The following is a 16,231-nucleotide window of genomic DNA, read 5'->3' as shown; positions in this document are numbered from 1 at the left end:
CACCCCGACTTAGAGCGGTTCCGGTTAAAACGGAATCGGGCAACCGCTCTATCTATTTATTTTTACGCATTATCCTACGCAAAACCGCTACGCACTTTTGCTGGAAATGCTCTAGCGTTCGATTATTACTGGCCTGTGACGATCTTGGTCCAGGCACGGGTAACGACGCGCTGGGTCTTGGTGTCGTAAGGCGTCGGCACGAACAGCTTCTTCATGACGTCGTCCGTCGGATAAATCGCCGGATCTTCAAGGATTTCCTTGTCGATGAATTCCTGCGACGCCTTGTTGCCGTTGGCGTAGAACACATAGTTCGAAGCCTTGGCCGCCACTTCCGGACGCATGATGTAATTCATGAATTCCAGCGCTTCCGGCACGTGCTTGGCGTCAGCCGGGATCGCCATCTGGTCGAACCACATCAAAGCGCCTTCCTTCGGGATCGAGTAACCGATCTCGACGCCCTGATTGGCCTTCTCGGCGCGGTCACGCGCCTGGAAAATATCGCCTGAATAGCCAATCGCCATGCAGATATCGCCATTGGCCAGCGCATTGATATATTCCGACGAATGGAACTTGCGGATATTCGGACGGATCTTCAGATAAAGGTCCTGCGCCTTCTGCAGATCGTCCGGCGACGGCGAATTCGGATCGAGACCGAGATAATTCAGGGCCGGACGCAGCATTTCGCTGGCGGAATCCAGCAGATAAATACCGCAGCCTTTAAGCTTTGCCGACTTTTCGGGGTCAAACAGCACATCCCACGAGTCGATGGTATCCGTGCCGAGAGCTTCCTTGATCTTGGCCTTGTTGTAGCCAATGCCAGTGGTGCCCCACATATAATTGACCGAGTATTCGTTGCCCGGATCGTAGGTGGCAGCGCGGGTGGAGATTTCATCCCACATGTTCTTGAGGTTCGGCAGCTTGTCCTTGTCGAGCTTCAGGAACACGCCAGCTGGAATCTGACGACCCAGGAATTCGCCCGACGGGACAACGAGATCGTAACCGCTGCCACCAGCCAGAAGCTTGGTTTCGAGGATTTCGTTGGAATCATAGACGTCGTAGACGACCTTGATTCCGGTTTCCTTGGTGAAATCCTTCAGGATGGAATCGTCGATATAATCCGACCAGTTATAGATATTGACCACCCGCTCCTGCGCGCTGGCGGAGAATGTGGCGGCGGCGACAACGCTCGTCACGACGGTTGTGGCCAGAAGGAAGGATTTGATCCCCATTTTTTGCTCCATTCTACACGGTCATTTCCGGTGCAGGTACAGGTTGGATATACTATTCCTTGATTGCACTTTTTTAGATTGCACCGGTTTCGTCAACCGCCTCCGGCCATCACGAACATAAAAAATGCACTCGTGTTTTTATGGTCACTGAAAGTCGAATGCCGAAAGCCCCGCCACCATCTCGTCCAGCCCCAGCGGACGCGTCAGCGGCGGCTCGGCACGGGTCACGCAGCCTTGCCGCTCGCACAAACGGCAGGCGGGGCCGATCCCTGTATTGCCAGCCTTGGCGATAGCTCCGCCGTAAACGGTTTCCTCACCCGCATCGAGCGCGCAGCCAAGCAGGATCGCGGTGCGGCGCGGGCGCTCATTGAATGCGCCTTGCGGCCCTTCGAGCGTACGGGCAATGGTCAGGAATGCAGTCCCGTCCGGCAGTTCCGCCGGTTCGACCAGCACCTGCCCCGCCTGCGCAAAAGCCGCATAGACCGGCAGTTTGGGGCACTGGCCGCCAAACCGCGCCGGAAACCCCTCGGCGCCTGCAACGCGCAGCCGATTGCCGGCATGGTCGATTTCCATCACGAAGAAGGACAGCGCGCTCGCCCCCTGCCGCTGCAAGGTCGTCAGCCGGTTCGCAGCCTGCTGGAACGAAACGCCAAATCGCGAGCGCAGCGCATCGACATCATAGCGCATCCGCACGCTAGCATCGCGAAACTGGCGATAGGGCATCATCAGCGCCTGCGCGGCATAGCGCGCCAGCTCGAACCGGGCGATGCGCTTTGCTTCACCGGAAGACAGTTTCAGCCCTTCGGTCTCTGCGCCGATCACCACCTGCATACGGATCAGCGCCGCCTCCATGGCGATTTCCTGCAACTGATCGAAAGGCGACAGACGCTCCGAAATGAACAGGCGTTGCGAATGGCGGTCATAGCGCCTGCGCCAATTGGGCATGGTCGCGACAGGCAAAGTGCGCACCGTGATGCCATGCTCACGCCGCAGCCAATCCTTCAAAGCTGCCGACAGATCGCCATCCGGCTTCAACAACGCGAAAAAACTTTCCGCCTCTTCCTCGATACGCGGATAATGATTGGGCCGTCGCGCCATCACATCGCGCACTTCATCCAGCGGCAGGCGCGTGGCGGAAAGCTGCGCAGCGCTCCCCTCATGCGACAGCAATTGCGAGAGATCGGACAGGCGCTGCTGCTGTTCGCGATAGGCGCGATAAAGCTTCATTATACCCACAGCTGCGTTGGGGGCCGCCTCGCCAATCTCCACCAGTTCCTGATCGCCCGGCAATTCGCCGGTCAAAAGCGGGTCGGAAAACACTTCCTTCAGTCCGGTGATCGTCGCACCGCTTTCTGCCTGCAAACTATCGAGATCGAGCTTGTAAACACTGGCGAGCTTCAACAACAGCTGCACCGTCAAGGGCCGCTGGTTGCGCTCGATCAGGTTGAGATAGGACGGTGAAATGCCGAGCGCTTCGGCCATAGCCGTCTGCGTCAGGGACCGCTCGTTGCGAATACGCCTGATGCGCGGTCCGGCAAAAATCTTGCGTTCGCTCAACTCCGTCCTCCCAAACCCGCAACGGCGACTTTTACAATTCATGACAAAATAGCCGTAAATTCTACTTTTGACAATCTTTACAAATTTACAGAGCCAGTCCGTCAAAGTTCCGACAGCTTAACTTCAATTATCAGGCGTATTTGCTGCTTTTTCTGGCGCCCCACCGATTGCGAATGTAAATTCAGTCACAGAAAGAGCAGCGACCAACCGCTCTTGAAAAACCAGTGATAAGTGTGAGGAGACACCGAAATGACAGATTTTTACAGCCTTATTCCTTCGGCGCCCAAGGGTCGTTTCGACGGTATCGAACGTGCGCATACGGCCGAAGATGTAAAACGGCTGCGCGGTTCGGTGGAGATCAAGTATTCGCTGGCTGAAATGGGCGCAAACCGCCTCTGGAAGCTGATCCATGAGGAAGATTTCGTCAACGCGCTGGGTGCGCTTTCCGGCAACCAGGCCATGCAGATGGTTCGCGCCGGACTGAAGGCGATCTACCTCTCCGGCTGGCAGGTTGCGGCGGATGCCAACACCGCCTCGGCCATGTATCCGGACCAGTCTCTCTACCCGGCCAATGCGGCCCCGGAACTGGCCAAGCGCATCAACAAGACCTTGCAGCGCGCCGACCAGATCGAAACCGCCGAAGGCAAGGGACTTTCGGTCGACACCTGGTTTGCCCCGATCGTCGCCGATGCCGAAGCAGGCTTTGGCGGACCACTGAACGCTTTTGAAATCATGAAAGCTTTCATCGAGGCCGGTGCAGCAGGCGTGCATTATGAAGACCAGCTCGCTTCGGAAAAGAAGTGCGGCCATCTTGGCGGCAAGGTTTTGATCCCGACGGCAGCGCATATCCGTAACCTCAATGCGGCGCGCCTTGCGGCAGATGTGATGGGCACGGCCACGCTGGTCATCGCCCGCACGGATGCGGAAGCTGCCAAGCTTCTGACCTCGGACATCGACGAGCGCGATCAGCCTTTTGTCGATTATGATGCGGGCCGCACCGCGGAAGGCTTTTATCAGGTGAAGAACGGCATCGAGCCATGTATCGCCCGTGCGATTGCCTATGCGCCTTATTGCGATCTGATCTGGATGGAAACATCCAAGCCGGATCTCGAACAGGCTCGCCGCTTCGCGGAAGCCGTGCACAAGGCGCATCCGGGCAAGAAGCTCGCCTATAACTGCTCGCCGTCGTTCAACTGGAAGAAGAACCTCGACGACGCCACGATTGCCAAGTTCCAGCGCGAGCTGGGCGCGATGGGCTACAAGTTCCAGTTCATCACGCTGGCCGGTTTCCACCAGCTCAACTTCGGCATGTTCGAACTGGCACGCGGCTACAAGGACCGGCAGATGGCAGCCTATTCCGAACTGCAACAGGCGGAATTCGCAGCCGAAGCCAACGGCTACACCGCGACCAAGCATCAGCGCGAAGTCGGCACCGGCTATTTCGATGCCGTGTCGCTTGCAATCACCGGCGGCCAGTCTTCGACCACCGCCATGAAGGAATCAACTGAAACAGCACAGTTCAGACCGGCTGCTGAGTAACACCGGCCATAAAACAGGAGGAACAGTTCCATGAATTCGCCAGCACGCGTCAAGGAAAGAGCAGAAGAACAATCGTCAAGCATGACCACGGATCAGCAGACCGTTATCCGCATGCTCGCCAACGATCTGCATCGCCTCAACTACACCGTCATGAAGGCGGTCGAGGCAGGCGTCTCAGTGGAACTGGTCCGCTCCGCCCGGCATCATGGTGGCGATGGTAACTGGGGCGATCTCTTGATCCCCGTCATCGTCACTCACGAAAAATGATGCCGATCCTGACAATCGCCGTCGCCACCATGTTCTTTTATTTTGTGTGCCTTCGGCAACACGGGAATGGCGACGGTAACTGGGGCGATCTCTTGATCCCCCTCATCGTCACTCACGAAAAATGATGACGATCCTGACAATCGCCGTCGCCACCATAACTATTCTTCATGCCGGTGGCGGCGGCAGCAATCCTACCCCGGCCAACGCTTTCAAGAGGCTTTGACCGTCTCTCTGCCCCATGCCTTCCTTGCCTGAACTCCACCCCGGCTGCCCCCTCCAGCCGGGGATTTTTTGCACCGGAAAAGAAAAACAGGCAGTCGACAGACCGCTATTTCAATAAATACAGCATTTATCGAAATTTGAATAATTGTGAATATAAATTTAATTCTATATTGGATATCGAAGTAAAATAAATTATGTGCTTTCAATAAAAGCGCAATATAGCGAAAAGGAGAAAAATATGCGTAAGTATATCTTCATTCTTTCAATTGTTTCAAGCGCTTTAATTGCCGAAGCAAACTATTCCGCCGCCAGTGCAATGAGTGCTGATTTGCGCCCGGATCAAGCGGTGCGCGGCCTTATCAACGATTTGTTTTGCTTCTACGAGAAGGGATTTCTCCATCTCGAATGCTGGTATTCATAAACGCGAGTGCCACCCAATAACCATAAGGATATTCCTATGAATTCACTTCTCATATTTCTGGCGACGGCGCTTATAGCACTGGCATTCGGGCAAAAATATTCGTTTGTTAAAGATGCGAATGCTGACGCGTTAAAAGCGCAGCAAGTATCGAACCCAAATTCCGCAGATCTCAAGCTTCCCATATGCGTTGATAGCCGAGAGTTATGCTCGCCCCGCAAATCGGGACTATAAAGAGGTCGATTGTCTGCGGGTAGCGCATGTCCTCCTCGAACACTTCCCGCAGACATACAAACCTTTTGCCGGAAACACCTGTACGATCCTGTCTTTTCTGACCGTAGAAAGCCGCAACGATCCTGATCATTCTGGGCGTTCAACACCGCCCGGATCACGCAGGATAAAATGTCCGTACAGTCCATCATCGATAGCGTCGCATTGAAGACCGGCATCGACCCTGTGGTCGCCGAACGCGTTGCAGGGATCATGTTCTCCGTCGTACAGCATGAGAGGCCAGACCTTGCGGCGCGCCTGTTCGACAAAATTCCAGGCGCGGAAGAACTGGCCAACGCCAATGACGTCATGGCCAAAAACGCGGAAGGCGGCTTGTTCAGCTGGATCGCCAATGCTGCCGGCAATCTTGCGGGCGAGAGAATCGGCGCATTGCTGAAGGGGCTCGCCGCGCTGAAAGCAAGCGGTTTGACCATGTCGCAGATCAGGCAGATCGGCTTGCATGCCCTCAGTCACATTCGGGAACTGGACGACCTCCTCGCGGACGAGATCAAAGCGCATTTCTGGAAATTGAAGGCGCGGTTCGGCCTTTAAGACCACCACAACCCTGCCAGCCAGACCCGTTTTCCGGCTCCCAAAAAAGCCTGCTGGCCCCATTTGTCAACCACAGCCGACGCAGCTATCATGCACATATCGAAATCATTTTCTGGTGATGGATGTCTGCTGATACGACGGAAAAGAAGGTTACGCGTGCGCCGCGTCGCCGTACGCCTGCCTATGTCAAATCCCTGCGTGGGGTGAAGAACTGGAAGCAGGCAACCGAATGGCTGGCCTGGCGGGATATCGAAGACATCGAATGCATCACCCCCGATCAGGCGGGGGTTGCGCGCGGCAAGATGATGCCGTCCAAGAAGTTCACGTCCAACACATCGTTGGCCCTGCCGTCCGCCGTCTTCATGACGACGATTTCCGGCGATTACCCGGAAGACGGCTACGGCTTCCACTATCCCGAAGACGATGGTGATCTTAGGCTTCTGCCCGACCTTTCCACGCTATCGGCGGTTCCGTGGGAATCCGACCCGACGGCGCAGGTAATCTGCGATCTGGTCTATCAGGACGGACGCTTGGTCGAATTCACCCCGCGTAACGTGCTGCGTAATGTCGTCGCCGCATACAACAAGCGCGGGTTGAAGCCGGTTGTTGCGCCGGAAATCGAATTCTATCTGGTGCGCAAGAACCCGGACCCGGATTATCCGCTCACCCCACCGGTCGGCCGCTCGGGCCGCGCCATTGGCGGCGGACAAGGCTATTCGATTGCGGGCGTCAACGAGTTCGACGAACTGATCGACGATATCTATCATTTCTCCGAAGGTCAGGGTCTGGAGATCGACACGCTGATCCACGAGGAAGGCGCCGGTCAGCTGGAAATCAACCTGCGCCACGGCGACCCGGTTGAACTGGCCGATCAGGTTTTCATGTTCAAGCGCACGATCCGCGAGGCGGCGCTCAAGCACGACATGTATGCCACCTTCATGGCCAAGCCCATTCAGGGCCAGCCGGGCTCGGCGATGCATATCCACCAGTCGATCGTCGACAAGAAAACAGGCCGCAACATTTTCACCAACGAAGACGGTAGCGAAAGCGAAGCTTTCCGCCACTTCATCGGCGGCATGCAGCGCCATGTGCCGAATGCTCTGGTGATGTTCGCGCCCTATGTGAATTCCTATCGCCGCCTGACGCCGGACGCTTCCGCGCCGGTCAACGTTAAATGGGGCTATGACAACCGCACCACGGCCTTCCGCGTGCCGCGCTCCGACCCCAATGCGCGCCGCGTGGAAAACCGCATCCCCTCCTCCGACGCCAATCCCTATCTTGCGCTGGCAGCTTCGCTTGCCTGCGGCCTGATCGGTCTCGTCAACAGGATCGAGGCGGAACAGCCCGCCACCACCAGCGTCAACACCAAGGAAGTGGAACTGCCGCGCGGCCTGATCGACGCCGTGGAACTGTTCGAAAAGGACGACGAACTGCGCAATCTGATCGGCAGCTCCTTCGTCACGACCTATGCCGCCATCAAGCGCGCCGAGTTCGAAACCTTCATGGAAGTCATCAGCCCGTGGGAACGCGAGTTCCTGTTGCTTAATGTGTAGGTTAGGGGAGTAGGGGAGTAGGGGAGTAGGGGAGTAGGGGAGTAGAAAATATGCGGGGGCATAGATATGGCAATCAATTCTTATCGCGATATTCTTGCGTGGCAGCAGGCAATGGAGCTGGTAACAGCAATCTATAAATCGACGGAGATGTGGCCAAAAGAAGAGGTCTATGGGCTGACAAGTCAGGTGCGTCGCGCAGCAGTATCAATTCCGGCGAATATAGCGGAAGGTTACGGGCGGGATACACGTGGCGCCTACCAGAACTTTTTGCGTATCGCGCAAGGTTCGTTGAAAGAAGTGGAAACCCATATACTGATTGCTGAGAGATTGGGATTCATCAAACAAGACACTATCGATCCGATCATGGCGAAGAGTGAGAGTATTGGAAAATTACTTAGGCTTCTCATTCGCAAGCTATCGGACGGCTAACACACTCCCTTATTCCCTTATTCCCTTACTCCCCTATTCCCCTACTCCCTTAAAGCGCGGAATCGCCGATGCCCCACCAGTCCCCAATCTCCCCCGGCCTTTCGTGGTACGAAGCGAGCGTGTCCGAGCGGCCAGAATATCCGGAACTTGACGGTTCGCGGCAGGCCGATGTTGTTATCATCGGCGGCGGCTATACAGGGCTTTCGGCTGCTTATCATCTGGCGAAACAGGGCGCAGATGTGGTTCTGATCGAGGCCGAACGCTTCGGCGATGGCGCGTCGGGGCGCAATGGCGGCCAGTTCGGCACCGGTCAGCGCACATGGGCAGAAGACCTTGAAGCCGAATATGGCTTCGAGCGCGCCAAGGCCCTGTTCGATGTGGCCGAAGAAGCGAAAGCCTATCTGCTCGCCTTTGCGAGCGAACATCAGATCGACATGGACTATGTCCCCGGACAGATCTCCGTCGTGCACAAGCCGCGCTATCTCAAGCAATATGAACGCCATGCGGAACTGATGCAGAGCCGCTTCAGCTATCCGCATTTGCGTTTTATCACCCGCGATGAAACCGCCTCACTGTTAGGGTCGAGCCGCTATCACGGGGGCGTTTATGATGCGGGCACCGGCCACATCCATCCGCTGAAGTTGCTCATCGGCACGGCCAAGGCGGCGAAAGCGGCGGGTGCGCAGCTTTATGAAAACACCAGGGCAACGGGGATAAGCACGTCCAGCGGGCGTGTGGAAGTCGCGACCACAAAGGGCACAATTGTTGCGAAACATGCCTTCATCGCGGTCAATGCCTATGGCGGGACGCTGGAACCGACCAGCGCATCGCATGTCATGCCGATCCGCTCCTTCATCGGCGCGACGGTGCCGCTGGGTGACGACAGCCCAGTGATACCGGGCGGCGAGTCCGTCGACGATTCCCGCTTTGTGGTCCGCTATTTCCGCCGCTCGAAAGATGGGCGACTGTTGTTCGGTGGTCGCGAAGCCTATACGGCGGATAATCCGCGTGAGATCAGCACGCATATCCGCCGCCAGATCGCTGAAATCTATCCCGCACTTGGCAATGTCGAGATCACCCATGCCTGGGGCGGCTCGGTCGGCATAACCATGCCGCGCCAGCCTTTTGTCCGCGAAGTGATGCCCGGCGTCATTTCGGCAGGCGGTTATTCCGGCCATGGGGTGATGCTGGCGAATTTCATGGGCAAGCTTTATGCCGACGCCATTTCCGGCAAGCGCGACAAACTGAGACTGTTCGAAGAACTGCGCATTCCCGCCTTCCCCGGCGGGCGCACATTCCGCGCGCCGCTGCTCTTCCTTGCGCTGTCATGGTATGCGCTGATGGATCGGATATGAAATGAAGGCGAGGCGCCATTTGGCGCCTCGCCTTTCTTCGACCTGCATTTTTGCAGACCGCTCCCCTTACACTATTTGCTCCCCGGCCCTCAAAGCCAGACGCTGATAGGTTTCCTCCACCACATCGCGCATCGGCAGAACACCGCTCAGGCACAACAAGGCGCGCATATGTTCGCGTCCGCCCTCATAGCCCATGATCGGCGCGAAGGGCTGCATCACGATGTTCGGCTCGTCGGTATAAAGCTCCTGATATTCCGCAAAGTTCATGAAGCTCTTATAGCTGTCGCCCAGCAGCAGATAGGTCTCCACCGCAGCCCCTTCGGCGAATATAGCTTCATGGCTGTCGAGCAGAATATTGTAGTAGTCGATTGCTTGCTCCATCGGCACACGCGTGATGGAACGCCCGTTGACGAGATCCTTGGCGCGGATCAAAACGCCGTCGATGAAAAGCGCATGGTTGGGCGACAGATAAAGATCGCGTCGCGGCGTCATGCGGTCGAGCGCGTGACGTGCAATGCGGATCGGCATCACGTCCTCGCCCCATTCCGCACCGCCCTTCCTATAGCGCTGCCAGCCGACCCATTTCACCGGCACCACCTTGCAATTGGCGGTCACGACAAGATCGCCAACGGCCAGTTTTTCAACGGCAACGGGTCCGCTCATTGTTTCAACCAGCGTGCCTTTCAAAAGGCAGTTGGTGCCACCGCCGCCGTCACCGCCGCCATCCTCCCACCATTTCGTCCCCAAGGCGCGGGCTGGCGTTGTGAGAGACGACGCCAAAGCGCCAAGCGCAGCGGCCTTTGCGGCAGCAGCGCCCGCCACTCCTAAAAAATGGCGTCGCGCACGATTGCGTGGTGAATGCCTGTTTTGTTGTTCTGTCGACATAAATCCCTCCGCTCCGTCTGTCTGTTTCGACGCATCGCCAGCATCAAGCGCCGCGCGCTTTTGCCGGAAATGCAGTTGAACATCGGCCAGAAAACCAGTGCGGAGTTTTGCAAAGCACGATGCGCAGATTGAAAACCCGAAACGCCGCTCGCCATTACGTGGAAATTCGTCGTTTCGAACGCTTTGCCCCAAGACTACGTTTCTGATCTTAGCCGATCATGCCCCGCTGAATATTCCGGCAAAACGGACGAAACCCTCCATAAACAGGCGTAAAACCTACCTCCAAAGGTGCAGGTTTTTGGCATTTTCCCGTCCGTCTCAAAGCAGTGCGAACTGATCGAGATTAATTCCCATCATCTGAAACATCCGATTCCACTTCTTGTCGAAACGTCAAAAATAGTATACCCCCCTATTTTATAGGAGGCCGCGATATGGGCACGCATCATCCGTATGAACGTCAGCTGGAAGCGCGGCACGACCATGTGTTTCTGGGTGACAACCACCGGCGCAACGAGCGGCGCACGTGGATCGTCATCGCCATTACCGCCGCAATGATGGTGATCGAGATCGTTGCCGGGAACCTTTATGGTTCCATGGCGCTGGTTGCCGATGGCTGGCACATGTCCACCCATGCAGCAGCGATGCTCATCGCAGCACTCGCCTATCTCTATGCCCGCAGGCACGCCAACAATCCGCGCTTTACCTTCGGCACTGGCAAGCTCGGCGATCTGGCGGGCTTTGCCAGCGCCATCGTTCTAGCACTGATTGCTTTGCTGATCGGCTGGGAAAGTTTCCAGCGTTTCAGCGCCCCGGTCGCCATCAACTTCCATGAAGCCATTCTGATTGCCTGCCTCGGCCTCGCGGTCAATCTCGTCTGCGCCTGGCTGTTGAAAGACGATCACGCGCATCACCACCACGGACATGACCACGCCCATCACCACGAAAGCGGTCACGACCAGAACTTGCGCGCCGCCTATATTCATGTGCTGGCCGACGCGCTGACTTCGGTGCTGGCGATTGCCGCCCTTCTTCTCGGCAGTCTTTACGGCTGGCTCTGGCTCGATCCGGCCATTGGCATTGTCGGTGCCTTGGTGATTGCGCGCTGGTCCTGGGGCCTCATTCGCGATGCGGGCGCGACGCTCCTCGATTACATCCCCGAAGGCGAGGACCTGCCCGAAGAGATCAGTGAGATCATCGAGAAGGAAGGCGGCGAAATCGCCGATCTGCATGTCTGGCAGCTTGGGCCGGGCCATCACGGCGCCATCGTGTCGATTGTCACGGCCACGCCAAAGGCGCCGTCCTATTACCGCAAGAAGCTTGCAGCGATCCACGATTTGTCGCATGTGACGGTGGAGGTGGAAGCCCGCCCCGCCTGACCTACTGAATATTCAGGAGCCGCCATGACCCATACCATCCGCGAAAAGCAGAAGCTTATCAACCGCGTGCGCCGCATTCGCGGGCAGCTTGAAGGTGTGGAGCGGATGCTTGAAGAGGAAAAGGGCTGCTCTGAAGTCATGCAGGTGATCGCCGGTGTGCGCGGCGCGGTGAACGGGCTGATGGCCGAGGTGATCGAGGATCATATTCTCATGCATGTCGCCGATGGCGATCTGCCGCAGAAAGAGCGCGACGAAGGCGCTGGCGAACTTGTGGACGTGGTTCGCGCCTATCTCAAATAATGTGAGCACAGCGCTCATATTTCATCAACCCGTGCTATCAGACACATAATCCTTCGACAGATTCGGATTTTCTGCATGGCGACAGGTTCAGCTTCCACCGACAAGACGCACGCAATCCCCTCAACCGTGTGGGTTCTGGGCGTTGTCAGCCTGTTGATGGATATTTCGTCGGAAATGGTGCAGACGCTGCTACCGCTTTATCTGGTGGCGGGATTGGGCGCATCCGCGATGATGATCGGCTTTATCGAAGGCCTGTCGGTTGCCATCGCCACGGTGACCAAGCTCTTTTCCGGCGTGATATCCGACTGGACTGGCCGCAGAAAGCCGCTCGCGGTGGCAGGCTATGGTCTCGCCGCCCTCTCCAAGCTGATCTTTCCGCTTGCCACCACGGCTGGCGGCATCGTCACCGCCAAAGCCATCGACCGCGTTGGCAAGGGCATACGCGGCACGCCACGCGACGCCCTGATTGCCGACGTAACCCCGCCGGAAATTCGCGGCGCGGCCTTTGGCCTGCGCAAGTCACTCGATACTGTTGGCGGCTTTGTCGGTCCGCTTGTCGCTATCGGTCTGATGCTGGCGACAGGAGGCAATATTGTCGCGATTTTCTGGATTGCCGTCATCCCGGCCTTCCTTGCGGTTGCGCTTCTGATCGTCGGTATTCGCGAGCCGGAAACACCCCCTGCCCGCTCCAAAGGCTTGCCCCGCTTTGCCGATACGGGAAAACTGAACACCGCCGTCTGGATCGTCATCGCCGTCGCGTCGGTCCTGACGCTTGCCCGGTTCAGCGAAGCATTTCTGCTGCTCAAGGCGCAGGAAGCCGGTTTTACCGCCGCTTGGGTGCCAATCACCATGGTCGTCATGCATGCCGTCTATGGGCTGACCGCCTATCCCGTCGGCAGCCTGTCGGACCGGATGGGCCGCAAGGGCCTGCTCGCCGCAAGCCTCGGCTTTCTCGTTGCCGCCGATCTGGTGATCGCCCATTCAACGACGATCTATCCGTTTCTGGCGGGTATTGTCCTGTGGGGCCTGCATATGGGCTTTTCACAAGGCATTCTGACGACGCTTATCGCCGATACCGCGCCCCCGCATCTCAAAGGCACCGCCTTCGGCATCTTCAATGTGATCACCGGCTTTGTCATGCTGGCGGGCAATGTCGGCGCTGGCTGGCTATGGGAAGCCTATGGCTCGTCCTCGACCTTCCTCGCCGGAGCGATCCTTTCGGCCATAGCGCTTGTGAGCCTGCTCGCGCTTCCCGGAACGCCTAAAGCGGCATCGCCGAAGTCTGCTTGACCGTCTGGCTCGGAACGTCGGTCTTCAGGTTCTGCACGCCTTTGATGCGGCTTAGATATTCCGACTGGAAACGCCGATATTCCTCGATATCCGCCGCGACCACGCGGATCATCGCATCGTAATCGCCCAGCATGAAATAACATTCCAGCACTTGCGGCAGCTTCAATATTTCGCGCGCAAACTCCTGAAGCGTTTCCTCATCCTGCCTGTCCAGCCGGATGCGAGTGAAGAAGGTCAGCCCCTTGCCGATCTTGGCCGGATTAAGCACCGCAACATAGCGGTCGATCACGCCCGCCTCTTCCAGAAGCTTCACCCGCCGCAGACACGGCGACGGCGACAGTCCGACCTCGCGCGCCAGATCATTATTGGCGATGCGCCCGTCGCGTTGCAGCACACGCAATATCCGCTTGTCGATCTCGTCCAGCTTCATTGGCCACCGATTTCATTTACACCCAAACTATTGGCATTTTCTGCCAAATATTGATGCCATATACTAGCTCCTACAAGGTAATCGCTCAAGATATTGATTAAATTATCGAGTACTTCCAGATCAGCGCACCGCATGCGCGAATTTCCGGCAAAGGTTATGAAGCGGCCAGTTTGCCGCGCAAAGCAAGAAAGAGATCAAGTGGTTCCAGCAGCTGTGTCTGGACTGGAAACCACCCGGATAAGGGGCAGCCGCGAGGCCAGCCAACGGGATTTTTATGGATACTCCACCGTTCTATGCATCTCAAGAAAGCACATTTAGCAGCCATCAAATTAGAAGTTCAGAATTCCGCCGCGGAGCCATTGCCGTGCTTCCGGTTCTGCTGGGTGCTTTTCCCTATGCCATGGTTATGGGCGCGCAGGCGGTACACAAAGGCCTCAGCCTGTTGTCCGTCATGGTGATGGCCGGCATGAACTTCGCGGGCGGTTCGGAGTTTTCGGCAATCCGGCTCTGGACGTCGCCACCGCATGTCCTGCTCATCGCGGCGATTACCTTTCTGGTCAACAGCCGTCATCTGCTGATGGGTGCTGCCCTTGCGCCCTTCATCAGCCATTTGCCGAAGCGCACGGCCTTCATCAGCCTGTTCCTGATGTGCGATGAAAGCTGGGCGCTTGGTCTGGCAGATGCGAAGCACCGCCAGTCTAAGGACGTCAACCCGGCGCTGAGCCTGAAATTTTATATGGGCGTTGCCATCCCATTCTACGTGGCATGGCTGTCCGCCGCCACGTTGGGCGCTGTCCTCGGACCGATGGTGGGGGATCTCCGCCCCTATGGCTTCGACATGGCGTTTCCGGCGGTCTTTCTGGTGCTGCTCGCAGGCATGTGGAAAGGCTTTAACGCAGCGCGTCCGTGGTTCGTCAGCCTCGCCGTCGCCGCAGTCACCTACCTCACCATTCCAGGTGCATGGTATGTCGCCGCTGGCGCAGTTTCCGGCCTCGTTGCCGCCTATCTTCTGGCAGGTGCAGAATGATTGACCCCTTAGTCCTGCTCACCATCATCGCGATGGCCAGCGTCACCTATCTGACCCGCATCGGCGGCTATGTACTGCTGCGTAATCGCACACTCAGCAAACGGACGATGGCGGTGATGGAAGCCGCGCCCGGCTGTGTACTGATTTCAGTCATCGCACCGGATTTCGTCTCCGACAGGCCCGCCGATCTTCTGGCGCTGGCGATTACCGTTCTCGCCGCAACGCGCTTTTCCATGCTGCCGACCGTGCTGATCGGCATCGGCACTGCCGGTCTTTGCCGCCACTTTATCGGATAGCTTCTATATCGCCCCGCGCTTCATTGGCCACGAATTCCATTTATGCCGATATTGTTGGCATTCACTGCCAAATATTGCTGCAATCGGCCAATCTTTGCAACCCGATTGCTCAAGACATTGGCTATATTGCCGTTCGCTCTCAAGCAAAGATGCTGGGGTAATAGACAAGGGGCAGCCGCGAGGCCAGCCAACGGCGGTTTTATGGATATTTCACAGGCCTATGTGCCACAGCAAAGTAAACCGGCGTCGGAATTCCGTCGGGGTGCCACCGCCGGACTACCGGTTTTGCTAGGCATTATTCCCTATGCTCTGGTGCTGGGCGCGCAGGCTGCACAAAAGGGCCTAAGCGTCCTCGAAGTGCCGTTGATGACGGGCCTGAATTTCGCGGGCGGCTCTGAATTTGCCGCGATCCAGCTCTGGACCTCGCCGCCGCATGTTTTGCTCATTGCCGCGATCACGCTTCTGGTCAACAGCCGCCATCTTTTGATGGGTGCCGCCCTTGCGCCTTTCATCCGCCATCTGCCAAAGCGCAAGGCTTTCGCCAGCCTGTTTCTGATGTGCGATGAAAGCTGGGCGCTCGGCCTCGCCGATGCGAAGCGCCGTCAGGCGAAGGGCGTCAATCCGGCGCTGAGCCTCAAATTCTATGCCGGTGTCGCCATCCCGTTCTACATTGCATGGGTGCTTTTCACCACGCTCGGCGCCGCCTTTGGCCCGATGATGGGCGACTTGCGGCCCTATGGTTTCGACATGGCGTTTCCGGCGGTGTTTCTGGTGCTGCTGGCAGGCATGTGGAAGGGCTTTGCCGCAGCGCGCCCATGGCTGGTCAGCCTTGTCGTCGCCGCCGTTACCTATCTCACCATTCCCGGCGCTTGGTATGTCGCCGCCGGTGCACTCTCCGGCCTCGTTGCCGCCTATCTTCTGGCAGGTGAAGAATGATCGATCCGTTAGCCGTTCTCACCATCGTTTTGATGGCCAGCGTCACTTATCTGACCCGCATCGGCGGATATGTACTGCTGCGCAATCGCACACTCAGCAAACGCGCGACCGCCGTTATGGAAGCCGCGCCCGGTTGTGTGCTGATATCGGTGATCGCACCGGATTTCGTCTCCGACAAGCCCGCCGATCTTCTGGCTCTGGCGATCACCATTTTCGCCGCCACGCGCTTTTCCATGCTGCCGACCGTGATCATCGGCATCGGTGCTGCCGGTCTCTGCCGCTACCTGATCGGATAGCGGC

General features: G+C 57.4%; 18 protein-coding genes. 14 read left to right on the top strand and 4 right to left on the bottom strand.

Going from position 1 to position 16,231, the window contains the following annotated elements:
* Positions 1-125: 125 nt before the first annotated feature.
* Both WIX40_RS06895 and WIX40_RS06890 read right to left on the bottom strand, forming a co-directional pair.
* Positions 126-1,229 (bottom strand): polyamine ABC transporter substrate-binding protein, encoded by a 1,104-nt coding sequence (locus WIX40_RS06895; protein ID WP_339439458.1) that lies wholly within the window; start codon positions 1,227-1,229, stop codon positions 126-128.
* Between the two features lie 144 nt (positions 1,230-1,373).
* Positions 1,374-2,786 (bottom strand): helix-turn-helix domain-containing protein, encoded by a 1,413-nt coding sequence (locus tag WIX40_RS06890; RefSeq protein WP_339439456.1) that lies wholly within the window; start codon positions 2,784-2,786, stop codon positions 1,374-1,376.
* Positions 2,787-3,035: 249 nt separating this feature from the next.
* Here WIX40_RS06890 and aceA point away from each other — a divergent pair, with 249 nt between their 5' ends.
* The 7 genes from aceA (at position 3,036) to WIX40_RS06855 (ending at position 9,391) form a co-directional block, all read left to right on the top strand.
* Positions 3,036-4,325, top strand: a complete 1,290-nt coding sequence (gene aceA, locus WIX40_RS06885) for an isocitrate lyase (protein WP_078339792.1) — start codon at positions 3,036-3,038, stop codon at positions 4,323-4,325.
* A gap of 30 nt (positions 4,326-4,355) precedes the next feature.
* Positions 4,356-4,592, top strand: coding sequence for an SMc00767 family acetate metabolism repressor (locus WIX40_RS06880; protein ID WP_006473055.1), 237 nt, complete (start codon positions 4,356-4,358; stop codon positions 4,590-4,592).
* A gap of 460 nt (positions 4,593-5,052) precedes the next feature.
* Positions 5,053-5,235 carry a hypothetical protein gene (locus WIX40_RS06875; RefSeq protein ID WP_339439446.1) on the top strand — a complete coding sequence of 61 codons (183 nt, stop codon included), beginning with the start codon at positions 5,053-5,055 and terminating at the stop codon, positions 5,233-5,235.
* A gap of 399 nt (positions 5,236-5,634) precedes the next feature.
* Complete coding sequence (locus tag WIX40_RS06870; protein WP_339439444.1) at positions 5,635-6,054, top strand: DUF2267 domain-containing protein; 420 nt, start codon at positions 5,635-5,637, stop codon at positions 6,052-6,054.
* 122 nt (positions 6,055-6,176) lie between these two features.
* Positions 6,177-7,607, top strand: coding sequence for a glutamine synthetase family protein (locus WIX40_RS06865; protein WP_339439442.1), 1,431 nt, complete (start codon positions 6,177-6,179; stop codon positions 7,605-7,607).
* A gap of 66 nt (positions 7,608-7,673) precedes the next feature.
* Positions 7,674-8,036 carry a four helix bundle protein gene (locus WIX40_RS06860; RefSeq protein WP_109367039.1) on the top strand — a complete coding sequence of 121 codons (363 nt, stop codon included), beginning with the start codon at positions 7,674-7,676 and terminating at the stop codon, positions 8,034-8,036.
* A 68-nt stretch (positions 8,037-8,104) separates the two neighbouring features.
* Complete coding sequence (locus tag WIX40_RS06855) at positions 8,105-9,391, top strand: NAD(P)/FAD-dependent oxidoreductase (protein ID WP_339439439.1); 1,287 nt, start codon at positions 8,105-8,107, stop codon at positions 9,389-9,391.
* Between the two features lie 66 nt (positions 9,392-9,457).
* Here WIX40_RS06855 and WIX40_RS06850 read toward each other — a convergent pair whose 3' ends face one another.
* Positions 9,458-10,276 (bottom strand): Hint domain-containing protein, encoded by an 819-nt coding sequence (locus WIX40_RS06850; RefSeq protein ID WP_109367953.1) that lies wholly within the window; start codon positions 10,274-10,276, stop codon positions 9,458-9,460.
* 431 nt (positions 10,277-10,707) lie between these two features.
* Here WIX40_RS06850 and dmeF point away from each other — a divergent pair, with 431 nt between their 5' ends.
* The 3 genes from dmeF to WIX40_RS06835 all read left to right on the top strand — a co-directional run bounded on the left by dmeF (position 10,708) and on the right by WIX40_RS06835 (position 13,242).
* Positions 10,708-11,652 carry a CDF family Co(II)/Ni(II) efflux transporter DmeF gene (dmeF, locus tag WIX40_RS06845; RefSeq protein ID WP_339439437.1) on the top strand — a complete coding sequence of 315 codons (945 nt, stop codon included), beginning with the start codon at positions 10,708-10,710 and terminating at the stop codon, positions 11,650-11,652.
* A 24-nt stretch (positions 11,653-11,676) separates the two neighbouring features.
* The gene (locus tag WIX40_RS06840) at positions 11,677-11,952 is read left to right on the top strand and encodes a metal/formaldehyde-sensitive transcriptional repressor (RefSeq protein WP_078339803.1); all 276 of its coding nucleotides are present in this window, start codon (positions 11,677-11,679) and stop codon (positions 11,950-11,952) included.
* Positions 11,953-12,027: 75 nt separating this feature from the next.
* The gene (locus tag WIX40_RS06835) at positions 12,028-13,242 is read left to right on the top strand and encodes an MFS transporter (protein ID WP_339439432.1); all 1,215 of its coding nucleotides are present in this window, start codon (positions 12,028-12,030) and stop codon (positions 13,240-13,242) included.
* Here WIX40_RS06835 and WIX40_RS06830 read toward each other — a convergent pair.
* The gene (locus WIX40_RS06830) at positions 13,214-13,672 is read right to left on the bottom strand and encodes an Lrp/AsnC family transcriptional regulator (protein ID WP_109367034.1); all 459 of its coding nucleotides are present in this window, start codon (positions 13,670-13,672) and stop codon (positions 13,214-13,216) included. The two genes, WIX40_RS06835 and WIX40_RS06830, sit on opposite strands and share 29 nt — an antisense overlap.
* A gap of 274 nt (positions 13,673-13,946) precedes the next feature.
* Between WIX40_RS06830 and WIX40_RS06825 the strand changes: the two genes are divergently transcribed.
* From WIX40_RS06825 to WIX40_RS06810, 4 genes are all read left to right on the top strand, one after another.
* On the top strand, positions 13,947-14,699 hold the full coding sequence (locus WIX40_RS06825) for an AzlC family ABC transporter permease (protein ID WP_339439429.1): 753 nt from the start codon (positions 13,947-13,949) through the stop codon (positions 14,697-14,699).
* A complete protein-coding gene (locus WIX40_RS06820) occupies positions 14,696-14,995 on the top strand; it encodes a branched-chain amino acid transport AzlD family protein (protein ID WP_140023962.1) in 300 nt (99 codons plus the stop codon). The genes WIX40_RS06825 and WIX40_RS06820 overlap by 4 nt, the downstream gene beginning before the upstream one ends.
* Positions 14,996-15,196: 201 nt before the next feature.
* Positions 15,197-15,931, top strand: coding sequence for an AzlC family ABC transporter permease (locus tag WIX40_RS06815; protein ID WP_109367031.1), 735 nt, complete (start codon positions 15,197-15,199; stop codon positions 15,929-15,931).
* On the top strand, positions 15,928-16,227 hold the full coding sequence (locus WIX40_RS06810) for a branched-chain amino acid transport AzlD family protein (RefSeq protein ID WP_109367030.1): 300 nt from the start codon (positions 15,928-15,930) through the stop codon (positions 16,225-16,227). Before WIX40_RS06815 ends, WIX40_RS06810 begins: the two co-directional genes overlap by 4 nt.
* Positions 16,228-16,231 lie beyond the last annotated feature (4 nt).

Source organism: Ochrobactrum teleogrylli (assembly GCF_037482325.1).
Lineage (GTDB): Bacteria > Pseudomonadota > Alphaproteobacteria > Rhizobiales > Rhizobiaceae > Brucella > Brucella teleogrylli.
This window is presented reverse-complemented; position numbering and strand designations above follow the sequence as displayed.